The 24281-nt window shown below is 42.8% G+C and carries 19 protein-coding genes, 1 tRNA gene and 1 pseudogene; 8 read left to right on the top strand and 13 right to left on the bottom strand.

The window, feature by feature from the left end; genetic code table 11:
• The first annotated feature begins 2 nt into the window (after positions 1-2).
• From F597_RS0116675 to F597_RS0116655, 5 genes are read left to right on the top strand one after another with little or no spacing between them, the layout of a single operon-like run.
• On the top strand, positions 3-1541 hold the full coding sequence (locus F597_RS0116675) for a RagB/SusD family nutrient uptake outer membrane protein (protein ID WP_019540900.1): 1539 nt from the start codon (positions 3-5) through the stop codon (positions 1539-1541).
• A gap of 30 nt (positions 1542-1571) precedes the next feature.
• Positions 1572-2531: a hypothetical protein gene (locus F597_RS0116670; protein WP_044060419.1), complete on the top strand. Its 960-nt coding sequence runs from the start codon at positions 1572-1574 to the stop codon at positions 2529-2531.
• Between the two features lie 4 nt (positions 2532-2535).
• A complete protein-coding gene (locus F597_RS0116665) occupies positions 2536-4005 on the top strand; it encodes a hypothetical protein (protein WP_019540898.1) in 1470 nt (489 codons plus the stop codon).
• A gap of 5 nt (positions 4006-4010) precedes the next feature.
• Positions 4011-5501: a glycoside hydrolase gene (locus tag F597_RS0116660; protein ID WP_044060417.1), complete on the top strand. Its 1491-nt coding sequence runs from the start codon at positions 4011-4013 to the stop codon at positions 5499-5501.
• Between the two features lie 3 nt (positions 5502-5504).
• The gene (locus F597_RS0116655; protein WP_019540896.1) at positions 5505-6698 is read left to right on the top strand and encodes a glycoside hydrolase family 26 protein; all 1194 of its coding nucleotides are present in this window, start codon (positions 5505-5507) and stop codon (positions 6696-6698) included.
• A 78-nt stretch (positions 6699-6776) separates the two neighbouring features.
• Here the strand turns inward: F597_RS0116655 and F597_RS0116650 are convergent, their stop codons facing one another.
• The 4 genes from F597_RS0116650 to F597_RS0116635 form a co-directional block, all read right to left on the bottom strand.
• Positions 6777-7187 (bottom strand): SH3 domain-containing protein, encoded by a 411-nt coding sequence (locus tag F597_RS0116650; protein ID WP_019540895.1) that lies wholly within the window; start codon positions 7185-7187, stop codon positions 6777-6779.
• Positions 7188-7194: 7 nt separating this feature from the next.
• Positions 7195-7680: a BON domain-containing protein gene (locus tag F597_RS0116645; RefSeq protein ID WP_019540894.1), complete on the bottom strand. Its 486-nt coding sequence runs from the start codon at positions 7678-7680 to the stop codon at positions 7195-7197.
• Between the two features lie 108 nt (positions 7681-7788).
• Complete coding sequence (locus tag F597_RS0116640) at positions 7789-8637, bottom strand: bifunctional methionine sulfoxide reductase B/A protein (protein ID WP_026327559.1); 849 nt, start codon at positions 8635-8637, stop codon at positions 7789-7791.
• Positions 8638-8761: 124 nt separating this feature from the next.
• Positions 8762-9088, bottom strand: a complete 327-nt coding sequence (locus tag F597_RS0116635) for a hypothetical protein (RefSeq protein ID WP_019540892.1) — start codon at positions 9086-9088, stop codon at positions 8762-8764.
• Positions 9089-9261: 173 nt separating this feature from the next.
• Here F597_RS0116635 and ahcY point away from each other — a divergent pair, with 173 nt between their 5' ends.
• Both ahcY and F597_RS0116625 read left to right on the top strand, forming a co-directional pair.
• Positions 9262-10680 (top strand): adenosylhomocysteinase, encoded by a 1419-nt coding sequence (gene ahcY, locus F597_RS0116630; RefSeq protein ID WP_019540891.1) that lies wholly within the window; start codon positions 9262-9264, stop codon positions 10678-10680.
• Positions 10681-11025: 345 nt separating this feature from the next.
• Positions 11026-11098, top strand: a tRNA-Lys gene (locus F597_RS0116625).
• An 85-nt stretch (positions 11099-11183) separates the two neighbouring features.
• Here F597_RS0116625 and F597_RS0116615 read toward each other — a convergent pair.
• The 6 genes from F597_RS0116615 to F597_RS0116590 form a co-directional block, all read right to left on the bottom strand.
• The gene (locus tag F597_RS0116615; protein WP_019540890.1) at positions 11184-11414 is read right to left on the bottom strand and encodes a hypothetical protein; all 231 of its coding nucleotides are present in this window, start codon (positions 11412-11414) and stop codon (positions 11184-11186) included.
• 7 nt (positions 11415-11421) lie between these two features.
• On the bottom strand, positions 11422-12648 hold the full coding sequence (locus F597_RS0116610; protein WP_019540889.1) for a S8 family peptidase: 1227 nt from the start codon (positions 12646-12648) through the stop codon (positions 11422-11424).
• On the bottom strand, positions 12612-13232 hold the full coding sequence (locus tag F597_RS0116605; protein ID WP_019540888.1) for a hypothetical protein: 621 nt from the start codon (positions 13230-13232) through the stop codon (positions 12612-12614). The genes F597_RS0116610 and F597_RS0116605 overlap by 37 nt, the downstream gene beginning before the upstream one ends.
• A 662-nt stretch (positions 13233-13894) precedes the next feature.
• A complete protein-coding gene (locus F597_RS0116600) occupies positions 13895-16210 on the bottom strand; it encodes a response regulator (protein ID WP_169337994.1) in 2316 nt (771 codons plus the stop codon).
• 397 nt (positions 16211-16607) lie between these two features.
• Entirely contained in the window at positions 16608-16994 is a 387-nt protein-coding gene (locus F597_RS22475; protein ID WP_157279209.1) for a helix-turn-helix domain-containing protein, read from the bottom strand.
• A 749-nt stretch (positions 16995-17743) separates the two neighbouring features.
• Entirely contained in the window at positions 17744-19381 is a 1638-nt protein-coding gene (locus tag F597_RS0116590; protein WP_019540885.1) for a tetratricopeptide repeat protein, read from the bottom strand.
• Positions 19382-19919: 538 nt separating this feature from the next.
• Here F597_RS0116590 and F597_RS0116580 point away from each other — a divergent pair.
• Positions 19920-20459, top strand: a pseudogene (locus F597_RS0116580) (30S ribosomal protein S16); the annotation flags it as partial.
• A 221-nt stretch (positions 20460-20680) separates the two neighbouring features.
• On the opposite strand, the gene pdxB reads toward F597_RS0116580, so the two are convergent.
• From pdxB to F597_RS0116565, 3 genes are all read right to left on the bottom strand, one after another.
• Entirely contained in the window at positions 20681-21790 is a 1110-nt protein-coding gene (pdxB, locus tag F597_RS0116575) for a 4-phosphoerythronate dehydrogenase PdxB (RefSeq protein ID WP_019540883.1), read from the bottom strand.
• A gap of 66 nt (positions 21791-21856) precedes the next feature.
• Positions 21857-23329, bottom strand: a complete 1473-nt coding sequence (gene gltA, locus F597_RS0116570; protein ID WP_019540882.1) for an NADPH-dependent glutamate synthase — start codon at positions 23327-23329, stop codon at positions 21857-21859.
• A gap of 53 nt (positions 23330-23382) precedes the next feature.
• Positions 23383-24168 (bottom strand): sulfide/dihydroorotate dehydrogenase-like FAD/NAD-binding protein, encoded by a 786-nt coding sequence (locus F597_RS0116565; RefSeq protein ID WP_019540881.1) that lies wholly within the window; start codon positions 24166-24168, stop codon positions 23383-23385.
• Positions 24169-24281 lie beyond the last annotated feature (113 nt).

Genomic DNA, 24281 nt, shown 5'->3' with positions numbered 1-24281 from the left:
CAATGAAAACGAAAATATTACTTTTATCTATCTTATGCGGAATAATAGCGCTCCACTCATGTAGTCTGGACGAAGAGCCGTACGGTTTCTATTCCGAAGATAACTTTTATAAGACAGAGGGAGATGCAAAAGCTGCCATTAATTATGCTTTCGCTACGCTCACCTATATAGAATACTCACGTGCCCTCTATTTTATGGGGGATATGCCCACCGAGATCCTTACCACCAAAGGAGATGCTTCTGTAGATAACAGGGCATTGAATTTATGGAGAATAGATAACTTTGACACGAACGGTACATTGGTAAATTTCTTCAAGTATTCTTATATCGCTATAAACAGGGCCCATGCAGTTTTAAAGAATATGCCCAATACCGATATCGACCAGAGACTCAAAGATCAGTATATGGGTGAAGCATATTTTCTGAGGGCCTATAATTATTTCTGTCTTTCCCGTAACTTCGGACTTGTGCCGATGCATTCCGATTTAGTGGAAACATTGCATCAAACCGGTGCTCCACTGGCGAAAAATATGGACGAGGTATATAACCTGATGATCGAAGATTGTCTGAAAGCGGAAGAACTACTTCCGGTATATAACTCCCCGGTGATGGGGCGTGTAGACCGCGTTGCCGCGCAGGCGCTATTGGCCAAGATATATCTTTATGCCGCATCGGCAAAAGAGAATAACGTGCCGCTTTACAGGGATATGAGTAAAGACGTTACTGAAATGTATGCCGAAGCAAAGAAATATGCCGGTCGGGTTTTGAATTTTGACTCGAATTATGCACAGCATACATATGGATTTGAAAATGATCTCCTCTCGATATATGATGTGGAAAACGTTACAGGCAGAGAGAATATATTTTTGATGTCCATGCACAGAAGCGGTGAATCGGAAGGGCAATACTCCAAAATATCGAAAATGTTCCTTCCCTATATTGAAGGTGCAACCATCTGGTTGAAACAAGGCGAAACCGATCAGTATATCAGGTCGCATGACGGTTGGGGTGAATACCAGACCGAAATCGATTTCTACAATGAGTTCGAAGATGATGATTTAAGAAGAAAACATCTGATCGCGGATAAAGTCTATAATGCCAATGGAGAGATCGTTGCCCAATGGAATCCGGGTGGTGGAGGAAATCTTGAATATCCTTTCAGCCGGAAATATATTGATCCCCAGTTTGATGGAGATAAAACCAGTACACGCCCCTTTCTCTTGCGTTTTACGGATATTGCCATGGTTTATGCGGAAGCTGCAGGTCCTGTTCCCGAAGCCTATGAAGTGATGAATTTTATCCGGAACCGGGCGGGCTTGAATGACCTGACACCGGGACTTTCCACGGCAGAGTTCAGGGAAAAAGTGTACAATGAAAGAAAATTTGAAATGGCTTTTGAGGCCGACAGAATGTACGATATACGCAGATGGGGGAAAATTGGAGAGATACAGGAGGTGATAGATGCCGGTTTGAGTGAGAACCAGTATACTTTTTATCCATTGCCGCAAGAAGAGATCAACCTGAATCCAAGTCTGAGATAATAAATTAATACGTAACAGGATATGCAACCAATGAAAATAACGAGATATTTTATATGCTTTCTTGCCGTTTCACTCATGCTTTCATGTGTAAAAGATATGCAGGATGAGTTGAACAAGGGAGCGTGGAATCATGAACGTTCGATCATCAGCTTGAAATTTAAGAATCAGGTCGGACAAGCCGAAATAAAAAGAGTAGATGAAAGCAAGGGTGAAGTACTGGTTACCCTTAATGTAGGCGCCATCGAGGATATCTCTAAAGTAGAGATAGAGAGTATTGTACTTTCATACCATGCCACTTCAAGTGTAGGGAAAGGACAAACACTGGATTTTAATAATCCCGAAAGGAAAGCATCGATTACTGTTGCTTCTCCTTTGGGAGAAGAACGGCAGTATGTTGTCTATGCAAATGAATTCCGGGAAACCCTCGAAGGGATATGGTCCATAGACGAATTTGTCCTGTATGGCGGTACCGGCCCTGAATATGGTGGTGGAAGGGTCTACTCGTTCATGGATAAGCCCTGGTGTTGGTATGATGAATTTGCACCATCTGTCGAATATGACAATACGCTGGAGTTTACACTTGAAAGTATCACAGACGATGGCAATACAATGGGTACATGCATAAATCGTCCGGGGTCCGACGGTAAATATGCCGATTTTATCTTTAAAGCCTCTTCTAATCCGGAGAATGGTGTCGATGTTGATAAAAAGGATTATTACCGGAAGATACCGGAAGGGGAAAGTCAATGGATACGTAATTATGCTACAGGAACCATTACCTTTATAGATAAAGACGGGAAAGAATCGACAGGAACACTGGAGAATGCAGGAACGTATGATATGGGATATAATCATTCGGTGACGGTTGCCAATAATGCTTTTGCTTTCAATATCAATGGTGTGGATGACTGGACTTATATCTATACCGACTATGATGTGTTTGTGAAAAAAGCACGTAAATACTTTATTATGGTAACAAAACAGGAATAATAATATGAACATATTTCGTGTACTATTCTTTTCCCTGATTCTATCATTACAGGTTTCATGTGCGCCCCGGAATCCGGATGTGGTTATATCATTCGACTTGAATACTGTTATCAATGATGATTACATTGGAAACGGCGTGCAGTGGGATCCCTATCAACTGGATTACGGTATGGGACGTATGGAGATTTCGGAAAGCGACTGGAATAAACTGTATGAAAGGCTTGATTTCATGCGCCCGCAATTTATCAGAATGATGATCAATACCTCCTCGTTTCTTGACAATGGGAAATTGGTTCCTGAAAAGAATATGGATGTATTGGAGCGTATGCTCGGTTACTGCCAGACCCGTGGAGTGAAAGTGATGTTTGGGGATTGGGGATGGAGTGTGATTAACCGAGGGACGACCGGGATCAATAAGAAAAATATGCTCCATGCGGTTGAACTGTTGGATTATCTGGTGCACAAAAGAGAATTTACCTGTATTGAATTCTATAACCTGATCAACGAACCGAATGGGGATTGGTCGGCCACCAATACCAGCCACACTCTATGGATTGCAGCCATGAAAGAATTTTATGGACATCTGAAAGAGTTTGGGTTACATGATAAAGTGAAAATGGTGGGCCCTGATATCGCTATCTGGGACGATAGAGAGGCATGGTGGATGGATAGTACGGTGAATGCACTAGGTGAAGTCGTTGAACTGTACGATATACATACCTATCCCTCTAAAATTACTGTCAATTCGGGTGAATATAGTGAAATTATCCGTGCCTACAAAGAGAAGATTCCCGAAGGGAAAAGAATAGTCATGGGTGAGATCGGCTTTAAGTTTGTAGAAGAAGCAGACTCACTATACCACAGGGAGAACATACGCCGGGCGAAAGCTGCGGCGTATGCCTCACCCGAGGATTCGCAGATGTTCGTATATGACTTCATGTATGGCACCGATATGGCTGATGCCCTGTTCCAGACGGTGAATGAAGGTTATTCCGGGTGTATCGTATGGATGCTTGACGATGCCATGCACTCCAACGAGAGTCCCGATAAACTGAAAGTGTGGGGCTTCTGGAATATTTTGGGCGAAGAGTTGTTTGGCGCTTCGGAAGAAGAAGTTCGTCCCTGGTTTTATGCATGGTCTTTGCTTACAAAATATATGCCCGCCGGCTCTGTCATATACCAGACGGATGTTTCGGGAGATACAAATATAAAGGCCATTATGTCGGAAAAAGACGGAAAACAGATGATTGCCGTAGTAAATGTGTCGGACGAAGCAATGACAGTGAAGATGGAGAGTCCGGGCATAGCTGAAATGGCGGATTGTCGTAAATTTGTGTATCATAGAACCACCTTAAAGAGAGAAGGAGATCACAAACTCCTCCCCAATGAGGAAGGATTGCAGCTTAATCTACACGATGGAGTAGTGGTTGAGATGTTACCGGAGTCATTGGTCGTTTTCACGAATATGCAATAGACGAAATGAAGAAAATAATAATATTTATAGTGCAGTTGAGCGTTATGCTCTTTTTCCTCTCATGTTCCCCATCCGGAAATGAGAAAGTAAATATTGTCATCAGCAGTGAGGCTGTCAGTACCGGTTATCTGGGCAATGGAGTTGAATGGGATCCGTATGATGAAGCTGAAATATGGGGTTCATCCGTTTCTGATGAGGACTGGCAAAAGCTGTTCACACGGGTTGATTTCATGAGGCCCGGTTATATACGCTTAATGATCAATAGCCCCTTCCGCTACTTTAATCCTGAAACCGCAGAGTATGACAGGACAAGAAATATAGAATCTCTTGTACGTCTTCTTCAATATTGTCAGGATAATGATATTACGGTGATGTACGGGGAATATAACCCGCCGACCTGGGAAATGAAAGACGATCAGCGTTGGGTAGATATGTCGGTGGATTACCTGAATTATCTGGTGAATGATCTCGGTTTTTCATGCATCAGGTACTTTGTCATTTTCAATGAACCTGATGGTGACTGGGCTTCCACGAACGGCGATTATGAATTATGGAAGTCTATGTTGATCAGATTCTCGGAGAAAATGGGAGAATATCCCGGTTTAAGCGAACAGGTGCGGTTTGCATCGCCGGATGTAGTGATGGATTACAAAAATCCGGTGTCGGAGTTTGACGCTCCCGGATGGATAAATAAAACGGCAGAAGATGTAGACGATTTGGTCGGCTTATATAATGTCCATGCTTATCCCGGTCAGCATCAGGTGAGGTCAGGCCAGTTTGCCGATATCCTTGCGGATCATAAAGCGGGTGTTCCGGAAGGGAAAAAGATTGTACTTGGAGAGGCCGGTTATAAGTACTGGCGGGAAGAGGATTCCATTCTGATGAAAGAGTACCAGCAAAGGGCGAAGGCACATCCTTTCACGGAGGGGAGTGATGCCAATCTGTTAGTATATGATTATTTTTATGGTTTGGATATGCCTTTTCTCTGTATGGAAGTAATGAATGCGGGTTATTCGGGTATTGCAGCCTGGATGCTGGACGATGCAATGCACAGCAACGGGGATTCCGGCAACACGAAAGATATAAAACTATGGGGCATGTGGAATGTCCTGGGTGAAGAGGTCTTCAATGATCCTTCGGAAGAGGAAATTCGTCCGTGGTATTATACATGGGCATTAATGTGTAGATATTTCCCGTCAGGAAGCGATATTCTGAAGTCCGAACTGAATAGTGACAATAATCTTCGCGTAGCGGCTGCGGTTCATAATGGTCGCTATGTGCTGGCAGCCGTAAACGTGGGAGAAAAGGATAAGGAACTGTCGGTCTCTTTTCCCGAAAAGATAGAAAATCTATCTCTTTATGTGTATGAAGAGGATCAACGCCCTGTAAATAAAGACGGACATCCCATTCCCGTGAAAACAGGAATCAACATAGGCAATCGTTTTGAAACAAAAATAAAGGCTCAAAGCTTTATATTATTAACCAATATGGAATAAAGGATGAGAGATATCGGAAAAAAAGAATACTTGTTTCTATCCTTCTTTATACTGTTCATGTCCTATTGTTCCAAAGTGGAAGACGTGCCGGAAGTAAAACAGGAAGAAGAAGAGATAACGGAACTCAGTATGGTAGATAAGAGTTCAACCCCGGAAACAAAGGCGCTTTATGCTAATCTATGGGTAATACAGTCAAGAGGTTTTATGTTCGGGCACCACGATGATCTATGGTATGGACGGAAATGGTATAATGAAACCGGACGTTCGGATACGAAAGATGTGTGTGGTGATTATCCCGCAGTATTCAGTTTTGATGTGGGTGAAATAATGGACGACAGGTATGAAAGTCCCGGGAACCTGATCCGCAGGAGAGTAGCTATCGAAGCATATAACAGGGGTGAGGTATTGACGGTTTGTGCCCATTTGAATAATCCGTTGACTGGTGGTGACTCATGGGATAATTCCAGCAATCAGGTAGTGAAGGAAATTCTGAAAGAAGGAAGCGATACCAATGTGAGATTTAAAATATGGCTTGATCGTTTTGCTGATTTCGCACTTAATTTAAAAGGAGCGGATGGGAAATTAATCCCTGTCATCTTCAGGCCATATCATGAACACACGCAAAATTGGTCATGGTGGGGTAGATCGTGTGCCACCCAAAGCGAGTTTATCGATTTGTGGCGATTCACCGTAAATTACTTAAGGGATATAAGGGGTGTGCATAACCTGATCTATGCTATCTCACCGCAGATCGACTCGGTGCAGGGACGTGAGAATTTTCTTTTCAGATGGCCGGGTGACGAGTATGTGGATTTTCTCGGTATGGATGCGTACCACGGATTGAATCCGGTTACGCTGACGACTAACCTTAACACCCTGTCAAAACTCTCTAAAGAATTGAAAAAGCCTTGTGGTATTACGGAGACAGGAGTGGAAGGGATACAACATAATGGAGTGCCGGAAAAGGATTATTGGACTCAACAGATACTTACACCCGCTACCGGTCAATTTATCAGTCTTATTGTAATGTGGAGGAATGAGTATGATCCTTCCGGGAACGGGAATCATTTCTATTCGGTATTTAAAGGACATCCGTCGGAGAGCAGTTTCCTGGAAATGTATAACAGTCCGTTATCCTTCTTCTCCGGTGATTTACCTGATATGTACCGTATGCCTGAAGGTGTTACCATTGAATAAGACCTGTCTTACAGAAAAGTGTAATAACAAAAAAGGTTGCTTACGGGCAACCTTTTTTGTTATTGATCGTTCATTTCATTACTGCACCGGTTCCAGGTATTGCGAGTAGCAATAACCCTCTTCACCGTCGTTATCACGCACCAACCACCACTGGTCGTTTGCTTTACTGATAAGTGTGATAACATCTCCCTTTTCGGCTTTTCCTACGACAGGTTGATCCGTTCCGGGGCCTTTGCGGATGTTCAAACGACTCTCCTGCGTTACAACCCTTACTTTGCTTCCGTCTCTAACGGCAGTCTTTACATTCAATACCAGATCGTTACTCTTAAAATGGGGATCGATCCGTTTGTAGATTTCCCACATCTTGTCTTTCACCTCGGCGTTAGAAACGGTACCCTCTATTTTCAGTACATTTCCCGATTCGCTGACCAGGAGACTGTGCAACCTGGACAGATCAATCAGTTCTTTGTATTTTTCTGTCAAAGCCATAAATTTACTATTTTACAGTCAAATTATTGACGATCTGTACGGGGTTTAATGCATTCAATTTCTCCATCAATACCTGCAAATCGCTTTCCTTGATTTCACCGTTTAGCGTAATAACACCGTCCTGTACGGTGGCTGTCACAGTACTGTGGTCCTTGAGCACATCAGGTAATGCTGCATTGATAGAGGCATCAAGTGCAGTATGATCGGGTGCGGGCGGAACTACTTCCACCTGGTTGACAACCGACGTCACGTTTTGCACTCCTGCTACCATACTTTCTGCATAAGCTTTGGCAGAGTCATCGCTCACAGTTCCGGTCAGGGTGGCAACTTTATTTTGCACACTTACCGTAACTCCCGCCAGTTCAGGGTTTGCATCCAGCAATTCCTGTGCTGCGCTTTGAATGTCTGCGTCATTTACCTGGTTACATGATGTTACACCCACTCCAAGTGCAAAGATGAGTGTCACTACGGATAATAAACGTAATGCTTTCATAATTTTTCTTTTTTAATTAAACAATTCTATTTAAACGACATTAATTAAACGTATGAAAATTTGAATTGTTTTCAAACCGGGCGGATTTTTACGAAAGCATCCGTTTTGTCAGAAGATTTTTGTATACTTATGGCAGTAGGGCAGGGTACCTTTGTATTCGTAATACTGTTGATGGTAATCCTCTGCCTTCCAGAAAGTGGAAGCCGGTTTCAGCATGGTAGCTACCCTGTATCCCTTTTCTGTCAGTATATCGACATATTTATTTGCGATCGCTTTCTCGGCAGGATCGGAATAGAATATGCATGAGAGATACTGCGGCCCTATATCCGGTCCCTGTCCGTTGGTCTGTGTGAAGTCGTGGGTTTCGAAGAAAAGCTTCACCATCTCTTCGTAGGATGTCACAGCAGGATCGAAAACCACTTCTGTCGTTTCCAGATGCCCGGTATTCTTCTGGCACACCTGTTCATAGGTGGGGTTTTCTACGTGGCCGCCCATAAATCCCACAGAGGTCTGCTTCACACCCGGGGCTTTCATAAAGAAATATTCCGTTCCCCAGAAACACCCGGAGGCAAAATAGGCAGTTGTGAGCCCTTCCTTTTTTGCAGGGACAAACTTCATCGAGATGGAGTTCACGCAGTGACGCGTCTGTTTGGGAGTAAACCCTTCACCCAGGAAAACATGTCCCAGGTGTGCTCCGCAGTTGTTACAAACGATTTCTGTACGGCGCCCGTCAGCATCGCGTATACGTTTCACGGCACCCTCGATCTCGTCGTCGAAAGAAGGCCATCCGCAATCCGAATCGAATTTATCTTCCGAACGGTAGAGTGGGGCGTCACATCGTTTACAATAATATGTTCCCGCTACCTTATTATCCAGATACTCGCCCGTAAAAGGACGTTCTGTTCCCTTGTGGATGATCACTCTTTCTTCTTCGGGGGTCAATGTATTATAGTTCATAAGCTCATTTTTATTTTTTGTAATAGCCGATTCTTTTTGATTACCCTGTCCACATGCAGTGACAAGAATGAGGGTAAACAGAAACAGCAGATATGTTCTCCTCATTGTAATAATTCTTTGATATTTACAGATATTTTATAAAAGCATACCGCCTTCTTTGTTGCAGATAGAGTGGGTCGGTATCATTATCATATGCTTCACGCTCGAAACAGATATTCCTGTAGGCGGTGTACCTGTCTTTACAGCGGATCCATCTGAATATCCATTCCATCACATACCAGATATAAAATCCGATCACCAGCAGCTCTACCATCTGCCGGGTATGAACGGATTCATGGGTGAGGATACGCTCATCCAACCCTGGCTCTTCCTTTCTTGCAAAGATGACCCCGAAAAGGTTGATTGCTCTGAATCCTTTTACCGGTAATAAACCAGAATAGATAACTTTCATGCATACATTCATTTCAAATGCCAAAAAATCAATAATTATGACATCATCATTACTTGTCCCGATCTATCGGGATCACCACATCATCATACCTTTCATTCATTCAAAGGTAGAAACATTCCGTAAATTTCGTAACTTTGCAGACTTAAAAATCGATAAATCAAAATAGAATAAAAATGGATATGATTTTCTCCCCCGATCTTCCGTATAAGGTAGCGGATATTTCGTTGGCCGACTTCGGAAGGAAAGAAATAGATATAGCCGAACATGAGATGCCCGGCTTAATGGCGATACGGAAGAAGTATGCTTCGAAAAAGCCTTTGAAAGGTGCCCGTGTGATGGGTTCGTTGCACATGACCATTCAAACGGCTGTGCTGATAGAGACCCTGGTGGAATTAGGTGCCGATGTGCGTTGGGCCAGTTGTAATATTTTCTCCACACAGGATCATGCCGCTGCAGCCATAGCCGCTGCAGGTGTACCTGTGTTTGCCTGGAAAGGTGAAACGCTGGAAGAATACTGGTGGTGCACCGAGATGGCTTTGCGTTTTCCCGGCGGGGAAGGGCCTAATCTGATCGTAGATGATGGCGGTGATGCATCGTTACTGGTACATATGGGATATCAGGCTGAAAATGATGCTTCTGTCATCGACAGAAAAGGATCCAACCGGGAAGAACAGGCTATTCTGGATACGCTGAACCGGATACTGAAAGAGGACGGTCAGCGTTGGCACAAAACTATAGCCGGAATGAAAGGGATCTCCGAAGAGACTACCACAGGCGTGCACCGATTGTATCAGATGATGGAGAGAGGTGAATTGCTGGTTCCTGCCATCAATGTGAACGACTCGGTGACCAAATCGAAATTCGATAACCTGTATGGTTGTCGCGAATCGCTTGCGGACGGTATCAAACGGGCTACCGACGTGATGATCGCCGGCAAGGTGGTGGTAGTCCTCGGTTATGGCGATGTAGGCAAGGGATGCGCTCATTCGATGCGTACCTATGGTGCACGTGTGATCGTTACGGAGATCGACCCTATCTGTGCCCTACAGGCAGCCATGGAAGGTTTTGAGGTGACTACGATGGAGGAAGCGGTAAAAGAAGGTAATATATTTGTCACTACGACCGGAAACCGTGACGTGATCACCATCGGGCATATGCAGCAGATGAAAGACCAGGCTATCGTGTGCAATATCGGTCATTTCGACAATGAAATACAGGTGGACCGTCTGGTGACCTTCTCCGGAATTGAACACCTGAATATCAAGCCGCAGGTAGACAAATATACTTTTCCCGCCGGTAATTCGATATTCCTGCTGGCTGAAGGTCGTTTGGTGAACTTAGGCTGTGCCACGGGGCATCCCTCGTTTGTGATGAGCAATTCATTCACTAACCAGACACTGGCGCAGATTGACCTCTGGAAGAATAATTATGAAGTAGGCGTATACCGTTTGCCGAAACATTTGGATGAAGAGGTGGCAAGACTCCATCTTGAACGGATTGGCGTAAAGTTGACTACCCTTACACAGAAACAGGCCGATTATATAGGTGTACCGGTAGAAGGACCTTACAAGCCGGAACATTATCGGTATTGAGAAGTGGAAATCTGCGGGTAAGGGAGTGTAAAAACAGGCTTGCCTGATTTTACCGAGTGTGAGCAGATTCTGCGAAGCGAAAGGTGGAAAGTTTGATAATTCGATGATCCCGATCTATCGGGAAGTAGTGCTGATTTGATGATTTTCAAATATCCAACCCCAAATTCGTGATTGAAAATTGATCTGTGAAATAAAAATGCAAAAAAAGTCTGTTTGGAAACCTTTTCGGTCTTAGCTGTTTAGCCGCAACAGCACAAAAAATCCGGTTTTTTATGGCTTTTAAGGTTGCATAATTAAAATAAAGATTTTATCTTTGCACTCGCTTTTGAAAGAAAGCATCAGGTCGATTCGCTAGCTCAGCAGGTAGAGCACATCCCTTTTAAGGATGGGGTCCTGGGTTCGAGCCCCAGGCGGATCACAACCAAAAGAAAAAGCCCGCTATTTAGCGGGTTTTTCTTTTTAAACCATTCAAGTTGTGTAATTACGGGAGCATTTTATATTCATTATTGAATCTCCGAATCGGGTGGAGGAATATTTACCTGTTTTTCTTCTACCAATGAGGCCACTTCTTTATGATCGCGTATTTTAGGAATGACTTCCTCTTCCGCCATGCCGATAATAACCCCGAACTCATAGAGTTTAATTATGAGCAGTCCCTCCTGATGAAGTTGTTCCGCCACAATATTCAACCGGTCCAGGTAAATTTCCGATATAGTGATTATAATCTGTCGCATATTCTTTTTATTCAGGGGCTATGGAGAGCCCTACACCCACATCTTCGGTCGGTAAAGAGAGAGTCCGGGCATTCTTTCTCAATTCATCTTCAATCATTGCAGGAGTAGCATCCGGATATTTCTCGAAGAAGAGGGCTGCAATACCTGCCACATGAGGAGTAGCCATACTGGTACCAGACAAGGTCTGGTATCTTGCCGGCATAGGCCAGGAAGAGTAAATATCTACCCCTGGTGCAGCAATATCGATCAGTCCGGAGGGGTTAACGGCACGATTCGAGAAGTCGCCGACTTGTAATTCCGAATTTATTGCAGCTACGGCAAGGATAGAGGGACAATCGGCCGGGCTTGCCACGGGACTGAATTGGTTTTTTGACCGTTGGCTGCCATTCCCTGCCGCGGCGACGATGAGTGTTCCTTTAGAAAGGGCGAATTGGGCCGCCCGCTCATAGGCTATATCGTAACTCTCTCCTTCCGATACGGGGGAACCGAGAGACATGGAGAGCACCTTACATCCCTCGTTGGCAGCCCAGGTCATGCCGTTCAGTATCCACGACTGTGCACCGCTCCCCAGGTTGCTTAGTACTTTTCCTGCATAGATATGGGCACCGCTTGCCACACCATAACGTTCTCCCTGTTCATTGACCGATCCGCATGCGGTACCGATACAATGGGTTCCATGCCCGTGGAGGTCATCAATCGGTTCATCGGGGACAAATGAAGTGCTGGTGATCTCCCGTCCTTCAAAATCGGGATGACTTATATGGAATCCGGTATCCAATACCGCTACTTTGATTCCGGCACCTGTATATGGCGAATGAAGCGCTTCGGTAATGTGTATTCCCCAGGTTGCGCCGTTGCTGTTGTTATCTTCCGAGGGAATCTCATCCTGAATGTAAACGACCTTTTCCGGTACAATCAAAAAACCGGTGCCGGATAATTTCATCTGTGCTACCTTTTCTTCTTCCACTCCGACCAATGCTACGCCCAGCTCGTTGAATACAAGTGCATCGGCATCTTTTAATTGGGTTTCATCCGGTGGTGTAATGATAAAATCTGCTGTGGTGGCTACGGATAGTCCCCATCTTTTTTCAAGCAGGCGAATGGCTTCCAGTATCTCTTTATTGTTTTTGTCGAGAATCAGGAAGTAGCGGCCGGTATAACGTGGGTTACCGGAGGCCGCCGAGACGATATTGTCTTTCAGGAAGGTTTGTCTTCCGAGTTTTGGTGGTTGCATAATTGTTCTTCTTTTTTCCGTACCTCTTCCCTCCAAAGAGCGATTTCAGCCTTTTGTCTTCTGTTTTCCTCCATGATGGAGAACAGGTTTGGGAGATAAATCCTTGTATAAAAATAACCAGTAATAAATCCGGCGACGAGAGAATAGATGATCAGTGCAATCAGAAGAGGTCTGGCAGAATCCACCTGAAGCATCAGACTGCTATTGTCAATAAGATAATCGGCCAGGCTTTGCAGGTAACCGGGTATTTTGCCCAATTGTGTAAGGGTAACTCCGATAATTATCTTGGTGAGCCAGTCCGATACATCTTCCAGGTTAGTATTCGGCATGTATTTTGTACTTCTGTCATAATCTTCCCGGGGATTGTAATTTCTGTTCAGTTTGGGAATTCCGAACAGAAAGCCCAACAGCCCGCCTGACAACATGCAGGCAAAAGTAATGATGACCAACAGCCCGAAAAGCCCCCAGTAGTTTTGGGATATATCGGCATAGGCGAAGCAGGTGATCAGCCCGGGCAGTATCATTGCAAGAGGGAACAGGTGGATATAGCGCCCCGTTCCGGTTGAAAGTTTGTTTGCGTTCATGGTTTTTAAGTATAATTACTCTTTTTACTTCGCCCCCCCATGTTACCGTTAATGGCGGGAGACGGTCTATACCCTACACCGGTAGTAGGTTACACTGTCTGAAGGCCAGCATGTTTATGCGGAAAACTGTGCAGGCCGATTACTTCGCATTACGACTGCAAGGTAATAGAATATTTTGATTCCGGCAAGGTAAACGTGAAAAAAGGCACCGGTGTTTCCACCGATACCAGTCGCTGTGATAAATAAATGTTTAGAAAGATCAAACCATTCAATGAAATAGTTTGCCGATAGGTTTCTCCATCAATATTATATATAATTGTAATGGATTGGTTGTCGTATAGGGAGCTGTGAATGTATAGTTTCCGTTTGACGTAACCTGTATGGATGCCGCCACCTACAGGAAACGGCGATCCCCAAAAGAATAAAAAAGAGTTTCTTCATATTGTTTTTTATTTCCAGCAAAGTAATGGCTTGTTTTCGATATATATTTGTCTTTAAAATGCAATATTTATAATTCAGTAAGCTTTAACATTAGTTAAATTGTGACTCAAAATGCAATACAGTGTTATTATGTTGTTGATTATTAGTTAACTATTAGATCAATTCTGATAGTGAAAAAAAGAGATATATAAAGTATTTCCATGTAACATAGACAATTCGGACTAATTTATAGAGTGGGGAAGGCGTTGGAAAGAGGTGGGCGTCATTCCAAACTCTTTTTTGAACGATCGGGAGAAGTAAGCGAAATCATTAAAACCGCAGTTCATGGCAATTTCACCAATCGGTTTCCGGGATCTGGAGAGGAGTTGTGCTGCTTTATTCAATCTTACTTTCAAAATATAGTTGGAGGTTGTCATTCCGGTAGCCGCTTTTATCTTACGGTTCAGTTGAGAAGAACTCAGGCAGATTTTATCGGATATTATTTCAATGATATTTTGCGTATTATCAATTTCTTTATAGATCAAGTTGGTAATTTGTTTGAGGAACTCTACAGCAGTATTCTTTTTTACGATGTCGTGCTCTATGTCTTTTCCTGTGTTTATCGCGGTGAGCGCGTATTTACTCCACATCAACTTCCGTGCATCCAGGAGTTGATTGATCACCGCCAACAACTCCTCTTCAAAGACCGGTTTGGACAGAAATGCATCAGCTCCGCACCGGAATCCTTTTATACGATCTTCTTTAGAACCGCAAGCAGAGAGTAGGATAACCGGTATGTGTGCGATGGCATCCGAATTTTTTATCTCTCTGCATAAATCATAACCGTTCATACCGGGCATCGTGATGTTTGAAATAATAATATTAGGCACCGTTTCGGCTGCTTTTTGAGCGGCTCTCCTTCCGCTATCTACTGTAAAAATACAGTAGTTTTCCTGCAGAATAGAAGAGAGATAAGAAATCATATCTTTGTCATTTTCCACTATGAGCACCGTCGGGTTTTCTTTTGAAATGCAGCTCTTTTCAACATTATTTTCCGATTCCTTACTGTAAGTGACGGTATTGTTTGTGGTTATAGAGTATCCGTTTTCGCGTGTTGTTATGTCGGATTTTACCCATTTCTGCATGTTTGTTTCAGGTAATATACTATCTATCAGGAAAAGGAGATCCTGTGACTGACGGACGAGTATATCCAGATTTGTTGAATTTTTGTGAAGATCATTTGTATCCAGATTATTTCTAAGTCTCTGGGTTAATTCGGTAATAATAGTGACAGGTGTTTTTAACTTATGTGCAATATTAACGCAAAAATCCAATTTTATCTTTTCCTGGCAAGGATAAGTCTCAACCTTTTGTTTCTTTATTTGGAACAGTTGGACTAGGATGATGATGAAACCGGTTAAAGCAATAAAAATCGATAGAGCAAGGTGTGTAGCTTTCGTTTTATTTCTCTCAATATTTTCAAGTTGTGTCGTCAATAATGTTTCCTTTGTCTCATTTGATTTTTTTTCATAAGCCAATCTGTGTGTCATAATCCGGTTGATGTCCCGTCCACTTCGGAATGCTTTTGCATAGGAAACGCTCTTCTCGTAAGCTTCGAGGGCTGCAGCGTTATTACCCTGTTGCTTGTATAATTCTGATAGGAGCATGGAGGCTTTTTCCAGATAATTAGGTAATTTAAGTTCATCCGATACTTTTAATCCTTTATGTAGAAGGGTTTCGGCTTTCAGGTAGTCTCCTTTTCGGATGCAAATATTTCCGAATGAAAAGCAACTGTTCAGCCAGTTTAATTTGTCCGATGTGTGCTGGAGGGAATTATATGCGCTTTCGATATATACCAAAGCACTGTCGTATTTATCTTGCAGCATATACAGGTTGCCGATACGTTCAAAGCAGGAAGACATCCCCGATACGGAATTGGTTTCAATATACAAATTCAGTGCCCGGTCGAAATATTGGTATGCTGAATCATACTCCATTCTGCTTTCGAAAGATAAGCCGATGTCTGCCAGATTCTTTGCTTGTCCCAAAATGTAATTATTTCGTGTCTCTATTTGTAGCGATTTTTGTAAGAATAATAGGGCATCATCTGGTTGATTGATTCTTAAATAAATATTTCCCAATCCGTTTAGTGTTTTTGCTTTTTCCGATAGAATTTCTTTATTGTTGTTTTTGGGTAATTTATTTAGTTGCGATAGCGCCTTAAAATAATATTCAGACGATTCACCCAACATGCAAATAGCTTTATAATCATAAGCCAGTGTGTTTAGCGCCTCTATTTCCCGGATTGGATCGCTGTACTCTTCTGCCGTGTTCAAGTAATATATATGGTATTGTATCGCTTTTAAATAAGCATAGCTATTCAGATAATACAAACCCAACTGACGATAGGTTTTCATCTCGGCATAACAGTCCCGGGTGGACTGTGCCAACGAAAGGTAATTAAAAAGGGCAATGGTATCGTTTGAAATCCTGTTTAGTAATGAGTCTATCGAATTATGATTTTTGTCCACGAAAGAGCTGCCTGGGATTGATTTCATATTGTTCTTATTTCCCGGGCTACATGCAAATAAAATAAGATAGGACACAAAAATAAACCATTTTTGCAAGTTCAGATCCATAGTCTGTTTTTTCTGTTGCTTAAACATATGTGAAGAGTTCTCTGGTTATTTAGTATTTTTCAATACTATGCGTTTAAATACAGACAATATTCTTATAAAAAAAGATACATATGGTAAAAATACATACACAATTATATATTTAATATCTGTCTTAAATATGAAATAAAATTGTCTGCTAAAGTAAAAAGGAGAGATCTTAATAGGTGGTAAAGTCGGCAAAACTTTATTGCTGATTTTACCACAATTAAAAAATAGACGATTTCCTATTTTTTTGATAAAAACAGACAATTGCTGCTCGTTTAGATAATCGGTTTAATCACAGGTGTTTTTCTTTCCATTGTGAAGCTGTAATTCCTATATATCTTACAAAGCATTTACTAAAATAGCTTTTGTCAGTATATCCTACCTTTTCGCTTACTTCTTCAATAGTCATATTTTTATTGTTTGCCATCAGTTTTTTTGCCTCCTCAATACGCAACTCGTTGATCCATTCATTGAAAGTTTTTTGTTTCGACCTGTTGATGTATTGCGACAGATATGACCTGTTGGTGGAAACCTGTGCCGCTACCTTAGTAATGGTAATTTTCGGATTTGTGAATAGCTTTTGTTGTTCCCATTTTCCCACTGCTTTTTCTATCTGAGAGAATGTGATCTCAGATGACTTTATCGGTTTTTCCTCCTCTTCCCTCAGTACTGGTACCATAATATTAAAAATATTTTTGTAATTGAGAAAGTGAACGGCATAACCAATATAGAAGAGAATGGCAAATATGTAAAATGGTATTATAATCTTCAGTGTGGTAAAGAGGGCAATTACAACAGTTATGCCGGAAATTAGTATGAACAGATGGGAGGTTTGTATCCATTTCAGGCGGTCGGTTCCAATTCCGGTAAAATAATTGTCTACTCTTTTCCGGTATTTCGCGTAGTGGCTAAAGAATAATTGAGTAATGATGAGGAGGGAAATTACAAAGAATAATAACAGACTATAAAAGATTATATTGACAATTCTTTCTTCCCAATTTAAAAGATTCGACAATATGCTGATCAGACCCAAGATAAACACCGGGATTAATTGATATATCAATAATTTGAATGATAAATACCTATAATTGATCAGGGTCAGACTTACATGCGTGAAGAGAAACAGTTGGAAGGAGAAAAAAATGAGGACGAATATCTTGAGAGAAGGAAGATCCAGCTTTTGTAATTTACCGGTTATTATAAACAAGCTGAAAACCGTGAATAGTAAATAGATAAAAGCCATAATATATCTAGCCTTGTTGTAATTACGCAAGAACTTGCTTTGTGGTGTTGCACTGAAGGCAAAAACCAAAGAGAGTACTAGTGTGGTCCAAAAACCTCCGGTAGCGAAGAAAATGTGAAGATTATCGATCATAGCCTTGCAGGTTTAAAGTATTCGAAAAATAAGTTGATTCGCTAGCATGATATTTATGTCGTCTCCGATTCACCTTTTTGAGTATTTTCATTATCGCGGATCTTTGTATGCTGGATTTTTTCTTTGAATTGACGGGGCGTCATTCCTGTTTCCTTCCGGAAGGAGTCAAAAAATACGGACTTAGTATTAAAGCCAACTGAGAGTGCTAATTCGTTTATGGTATGATTATTCCTATGGTCATTTTTATTTTCGAAAATACTTATTGCTTCTTGAATCCGATACTTGTTGATAATTTCCGTGAATCTTAAACCTTGTGAGTTGATAGCTTTTGAGAGATAGCTGCGGTTCGTCCCCATCTCCGAAGCAACCTTGCTTAAATCGAGATTGGGTTGCAGATATCTTTTACCGTCTTCTAACCAGGCTTTAAAATTATTGAAGAGGAAAGACTCTTTTGATTCGAGGGAATAGCGCGGTTTTTTGTTTTTTACCCTTTTTCTCATATTGCTGATCAGGATAAATGTGATATTGACTCCTATCAGGAAGCCGAGAGCAGTATGAAATATGATCCGGTTTCTTCTTTTGACCCTCTGTAGTTGATTTATTTCACGGGCAGCCTTGTCCAGTTCTATTTGTTTTTCCGTGAAGTCTACAATTCCTTTTGCCGATAATTGGTGGTACTTATTCCTGCTGACTTGGGCGGAATCAAGAAAAATCTGCGCTTTCACCTGATCGGTTGACAGAAAAGCAGTCGATAATTCGTTGTAGGCATCGTGTTGTAAATTTTCCCATCCGTGATCTTTGATGGTCTCAATTGCCTGCATGGCATATTTTTTTGCTTCTTCGTGTCTGTTGAGTTTATTGTAAACAGAAGCCAGGCCAATGAGAGCTACCGATTTTTGTCTTTCGGATCCGAAGAAATTATCATCTATCCGGATCACTTTTTCAAATGATTGGATGGCTACAGGATAATTTTCCTGCAAACTCTCAATCGTTCCCATATAATTATAGATGGAAGCCTGCTTTTGCTGGTCACGGGTAAAGTCTACGGTCTCCATGGCCAGCTTTGCGTAGTATTGCGCACTGTCTGTCCGCTGTAGATTGAGATAAGTTTTAATCCCCACAATATAGAGGTAGTAGAGCTCTTCCTTATCATCGTACTTCTTTAACGTTGTTTCTGCCTCTTTGATTTTTTTTGTGGCTTCATCGAATGAGCCCAATTCTGCATAGAAACTTGCCAGAAATTTTTGGTTCACAGCTGCGCTCTTCTCTAATCCGGCCTCACGGTAATGTTCTTCCGATTGGTGAAGTAAACTGATGGCGTGCTCATAATTTTCGTAATAGTACATGATCCTTGCCATCACACGCTCAATCAGGGCACGGCATCTTATATCGTACACTTTACTTCCCACAAATGCAGAGGCTGTCTGAAAAGATTCATGAAGCCGATTCAGGCGAAATTGGGTTAATGCCATGACTCCGTTATAGTAGTAGAGGTCACGGCCCTGTAACTCTTCGGGACAGATACCCTGCAATATAATTTTGGCGCTGTCGGCTCTTCCGGATTCACTGAGCGCTCCAGCTTTGAAAATATCACTCACATGCCGGATATTTTCGGACAGGTATTTCTGATCCCGATCTTCTAAATGTAACAGGCTGTCATTCTGATTCTCGATGAAAAAAAGGTCTATCATCTTTTCCAACCGAACTGGGTATTGGGCCGTTGATTGCCGGAGACAAGACTGGAGGAAAAACGACAAAAAGAACCACAGAAAAGGAATTCCCATTGCTTTTATATAGCAGGTGACAGACATACTTGGACTATTTAGTCAAATGATTAATATGTAAATATTGTTTCAAACCTATCAACCAATCGTGGCTGTCAGCTATTCCAAACAATAAAGTAATCACATCTCTATCAAACTCCAATAAGCTATTATTAGCTTGGGTTTTCCCCATGGGGTTTGGTCATCCTAATAAAAAGACGATAATATGCTGTCAAATATATGGAATTTTGTGAAAAGTTCCAAATAGAAATTATTTTTTAATATAAATACTGAATAATAGAGCTACCTCGTTGGATGGAAAGGCTGGGATCCTCATGGATTTCAAAGAAATTACCGATTCAGAGATAAATATCCAGAATGGGATGATTCAATTTTGAAGATAAGGAATTAATCACTATCTTTGCACCCGCAAATGCAAAAAATCAATTTTAAAAGAAACTACTAAATGGCAACAAAACTTCGTTTACAGAGAAGAGGACGTAAAAATTATCCCTTCTATCAGATTATTGTTGCAGATAGCAGAGCACCACGAGATGGAAAGTACATTGAGAGGATAGGTTCTTACAATCCGAACACACATCCTGCTACGATCACTTTAGATTTCGAAAGAGCTTTGTATTGGCTGCAGACTGGAGCACAACCCACCGACACGGTGCGGAATATCTTATCGGAAGAGGGCGTATTATTGAAAAAGCATCTTCTTGGAGGTGTGAAAAAGGGCGCTTTTGATGAAGCGGAAGCTGAAAAAAGATTCGAAGCATGGAAAAATTCGAAATCGCAGCTTACCCAGAAAATCAAAGATAAGGACGATGAGCAAAAGCGTGCTGAAGAGAAAGCCCGTCTGGATGCTGAAAAAGAGGTTAACAAGACCAGAGCGGAAGTTTTGGCTAAGAAAAAAGCCGAAGAAGAAGCTGCTAACGCTCCTGCTCCCGTAGAAGAGGAAGCTCCGATTGCTGAAGAAACAGTTGAAGTAGCTGAACCGGCCGAATCAGTAGTTGAAGAGACTGTTGAGGCAAAGGTTGAAGAAGTACCTGCAGAAGTGGAGGAAGCGCCTGTGAAGGAAGAAGTTCCTGCTGAAACTCCCGAAGAAGCTCCTGCTGCTGAAGAAAAACCTACTGCTGAAGCTGCTGAAGAGAAAACAGAAGAGTAAGATAAATAATAAAACATACATTATAAAAAGGCCCGATGCTCATGCACCGGGTTTTTTTATTCCCTGAATCCCAGACTGAGTAGAGTTGGCATAACCATGGGATCCGCTTGGAGTATCTGGTAAGCACGGTACTCCCTCCGTAAAGGATAATTGGAGCGGAACCAATAGAATTTCTCTGGTGCGGATTTCAGTGCGGTTGTCTCTGCCATCGGATTATAGGTCTGCCAAACCGTGTGTTGAAGTTGATGTTCGGGAGCAATTTCCTGAAGATCAATAATAGGTTCTGAAGGAGAAGGTATCTCCTGATAATGTATGTTTTCTATTCCTAAATTGAAGAAATTATTGAGATTTTCGAGGCTCATCTTTGTGGCTGTCCATTTGCCATCGGCACTATAGCCGGCGATATGGGGGGTAGCGATATCGGCCAGTCGGAGTAATTCTCTGTCTATCTCGGGCTCATTTTCCCAGCAGTCGATTACCACTCCGGAAATATTTCCATTATGAATTGCCTTTTTTAGTGCCTGATTATCTGTCACGCCTCCCCGGGCTGCATTGATAATATATGGCTTCTTTTCGACTGATGCCAGAAAATGATCATCTGCCAGATGGTGGGTTTTGTATTTTCCTGTTTTCGTCAAAGGAGTGTGGAAGGTGATAATATCCGCTTCCCGTTGGATAGTTTTGATATCGGTAAAAAGGGCAGAACCTTCATGTTCTTCTCTCGGAGGATCGTTCAGCAGAATCCGCATCCCTAATTTTTTACAGGCAACCTCCACTTTACTTCCTACATTCCCTACACCTACTATCCCGATGGTTTTCTCTTTCAGATCGAATTGATGTTTTTCAGCCAGATATAGCAGGGAAGCTGTTACATACTGTTCTACCGAAGCAGCGTTACAGCCGGGTGCCGTACGCCAGGTCACTCCGTGGGCGTCACACCATGCCGTATCGATATGATCGAACCCGATGGTGGCGGAGCAAATCAGCTTCACTTTCGTTCCCGAAAGGATCTCTTCTCCGAAATGAGTGACCGTACGCACGATAAGCGCATCTTTTTCCCTGATAGCCTCCCGGTTGAATTGATTTCCCGGAAGGTATTCCACTTCGCCAAACTGTTCTGCAACTCCTTTCAAATAGGGGATATGTGCGTCAGCCAGTATCTTCATGAAAAATTTAATTTGGAGATTTACTTATGTGTTGATTAGCTAATTAATCAGCACATCATCAAATCGTTAAATCATTGCATCAGCTAAGTATTGATCCATTGCCTTGGCAGCCTTTCTCCCGTCACCCATGGCCAGAATGACAGTCGCTCCTCCACGCACGATATCACCGCCGGCAAAGATCATCTCGTCGGCAGTCTGCATAGTGTCACTGTTGACAACAATGGTGCCCCAGGAAGTGACTTCCATTCCGTCAAAACTCTGCGGGATCAATGGATTGGGGGATACCCCCACACTCACAATCACTTCATCTACTTCGAGCCAGATTGTGTCGCCCTCAATTGCTACGGGACGGCGACGGCCGGACTGATCGGGTGCCCCCAACTCCATCCGTTGTAACAGCATCCGTTGCACGTGACCCAGTTCATCTCCTTCATACCGAAGAGGATTATGCAGTGTATAGAACTCTATCCCTTCCTCTTTGGCATGCTTGATCTCTTCCACGCGGGCAGGCATCTCTTCTTCGGAGCGACGATAGATGATCATTGCTCTCTCGGCTCCCAGTCGTCGTGCGGTACGGACGGCATCCATGGCGGTATTGCCACCTCCCACTACTGCTACTTTTTTCCCTTTATAGACCGGGGTATCACTCTCCGGATCGGCCGCCTGCATAAGGTTTACACGGGTAAGATACTCATTGCACGACATAATGCCTATCAGGTTCTCACCGGGAATATTCATAAAGTTGGGCAACCCGGCGCCGCTACCTACGAAAATACCTTTGAATCCTTCCGCTTTGAGATCTTCCTGTGAGATCGTCTTGCCTACAATACAGTTGGTCTCGAACTTCACACCCATCTTTTTCAGGCCATCGATTTCCACATCCACTATGTCATTGGGCAGACGGAACTCGGGAATACCGTAACGAAGTACACCTCCCAACTCATGGAGAGCTTCAAATACGGTGACATCGTATCCCAGTTTCACCATGTCGCCTGCAAAAGCCAGTCCGGCCGGACCGGAGCCGACTACGGCAATCCTGATACCGTTGGCAGGAGCGGTCTCAGGTATGGAAATATTACCACTCATACGTTCGTAATCGGCTGCAAATCGTTCCAGATGACCTATAGCTACAGGTTCCTTCTTCAGCTTCAACGTATAGAAACACTGGCTTTCACATTGTCGTTCCTGCGGACATACACGACCGCAAACTGCCGGCAGGGCACTGGTTTCCTTTAATGTTTTGGCTGCTTCTAAGAATTCACCCCGCTCGATATTTTTGATGAATTTGGGGATATTGATCTCTACGGGACAACCGGTGATGCAGGTGGGATCTACGCAGTCGAGACAGCGATGCGATTCGTTGACAGCCAACTCTGGTGTCAATCCGAGGTTTACTTCGTCATATGTACGACTACGTACCACGGGATCCACCTCGGGCATTTTTACCCGGGGGATGGTAATGCGATCTTTGTTCTTTATCGACTTGCGGAGCGCTTCACGCCACTCCTGCGCCCGTTCGGCTTTCAGATATTCACTCATATATATGCTGTTATTCTACATTTCAAATTCAAGATTTTAAATTCTCCACCTTTTCACCTATCATATGCCTTTAATCGCATCAGCATTTCATTGAAATCCACTTGATGTGCATCGAATTCAGGCCCGTCGACACAGACAAAACGGGTTTGTCCACCCACAGTGACGCGGCATGCCCCGCACATTCCAGTGCCGTCTACCATGATCGTATTAAGCGACGCCACGGTAGGAACATCATATTTTTTTGTCAGTTCCGACACAAATTTCATCATGATAGCAGGACCAATAGTGACACACAGATCGACTTTTTCACGTTGGATCACTTTCTCCACGCCGGCGGTGATTAACCCTTTATTCCCGTAGGAACCGTCATCAGTCATGATTATCACTTCATCGGAATATTCACGCACCTGCTCTTCAAGGATGATTAACTCCTTTGTCCGGGCTGCGAGTACCGAAATCACCCTGTTGCCCGCTTCTTTCATGGCTCTCATGATGGGCAGCATCGGTGCAATACCCACGCCTCCCCCTGCACATACCACTGTTCCGAAGTTTTCTATGTGAGTGGCTTTTCCCAATGGACCTACCATGTCTGTGATATAATCTCCCACATTTAATTCACATACTTTCTGTGATGATTTCCCTACCTTTTGAATGACTAAGGTGATAGTTCCGTTTTTCACATCAGCATTTGCAATGGTGTACGGTACACGTTCTCCTTTTTTTCCTACGCGTACAATCACGAAATGGCCGGCTTTGCGGCTTTTGGAAATAAGTGGAGCTTCCACTTCAAACTTCACCACTCTGTCGGATAAGTACTCTTTCGAAACGATTTTGTTCATGTTGTGTTGGATTCAATAAATCGGAATACAAAAGTAGGTTATTTTGAGGGTTTCTAAAAGTAATTAATGTATTTTTGTGGGAGTTTTAATACGCTTTGTAGCTGATTTCCGTC

The organism is Proteiniphilum acetatigenes DSM 18083 (assembly GCF_000380985.1).
GTDB lineage: Bacteria > Bacteroidota > Bacteroidia > Bacteroidales > Dysgonomonadaceae > Proteiniphilum > Proteiniphilum acetatigenes.
This window is presented reverse-complemented; position numbering and strand designations above follow the sequence as displayed.

Bases quoted from the DNA above. Each gene is read 5' to 3' on its own strand.
- ahcY (WP_019540891.1), top strand. From the start codon at position 9,262: ATGGATATGATTTTCTCCCCCGATCTTCCGTATAAGGTAGCGGATATT.
- F597_RS0116650 (WP_019540895.1), bottom strand. From the start codon at position 7,187: ATGGCTTTGACAGAAAAATACAAAGAACTGATTGATCTGTCCAGGTTG.
- F597_RS0116655 (WP_019540896.1), top strand. From the start codon at position 5,505: ATGAGAGATATCGGAAAAAAAGAATACTTGTTTCTATCCTTCTTTATA.
- F597_RS0116675 (WP_019540900.1), top strand. From the start codon at position 3: ATGAAAACGAAAATATTACTTTTATCTATCTTATGCGGAATAATAGCG.
- F597_RS22475 (WP_157279209.1), bottom strand. From the start codon at position 16,994: ATGGTACCAGTACTGAGGGAAGAGGAGGAAAAACCGATAAAGTCATCT.
- F597_RS0116565 (WP_019540881.1), bottom strand. From the start codon at position 24,168: ATGAACAAAATCGTTTCGAAAGAGTACTTATCCGACAGAGTGGTGAAG.
- F597_RS0116615 (WP_019540890.1), bottom strand. From the start codon at position 11,414: ATGCGACAGATTATAATCACTATATCGGAAATTTACCTGGACCGGTTG.
- F597_RS0116635 (WP_019540892.1), bottom strand. From the start codon at position 9,088: ATGAAAGTTATCTATTCTGGTTTATTACCGGTAAAAGGATTCAGAGCA.
- F597_RS0116665 (WP_019540898.1), top strand. From the start codon at position 2,536: ATGAACATATTTCGTGTACTATTCTTTTCCCTGATTCTATCATTACAG.
- F597_RS0116640 (WP_026327559.1), bottom strand. From the start codon at position 8,637: ATGAACTATAATACATTGACCCCCGAAGAAGAAAGAGTGATCATCCAC.
- F597_RS0116670 (WP_044060419.1), top strand. From the start codon at position 1,572: ATGAAAATAACGAGATATTTTATATGCTTTCTTGCCGTTTCACTCATG.
- F597_RS0116645 (WP_019540894.1), bottom strand. From the start codon at position 7,680: ATGAAAGCATTACGTTTATTATCCGTAGTGACACTCATCTTTGCACTT.
- F597_RS0116605 (WP_019540888.1), bottom strand. From the start codon at position 13,232: ATGAACGCAAACAAACTTTCAACCGGAACGGGGCGCTATATCCACCTG.
- F597_RS0116590 (WP_019540885.1), bottom strand. From the start codon at position 19,381: ATGATAGACCTTTTTTTCATCGAGAATCAGAATGACAGCCTGTTACAT.
- F597_RS0116660 (WP_044060417.1), top strand. From the start codon at position 4,011: ATGAAGAAAATAATAATATTTATAGTGCAGTTGAGCGTTATGCTCTTT.
- F597_RS0116600 (WP_169337994.1), bottom strand. From the start codon at position 16,210: ATGAAATCAATCCCAGGCAGCTCTTTCGTGGACAAAAATCATAATTCG.
- F597_RS0116610 (WP_019540889.1), bottom strand. From the start codon at position 12,648: ATGCAACCACCAAAACTCGGAAGACAAACCTTCCTGAAAGACAATATC.
- gltA (WP_019540882.1), bottom strand. From the start codon at position 23,329: ATGAGTGAATATCTGAAAGCCGAACGGGCGCAGGAGTGGCGTGAAGCG.
- pdxB (WP_019540883.1), bottom strand. From the start codon at position 21,790: ATGAAGATACTGGCTGACGCACATATCCCCTATTTGAAAGGAGTTGCA.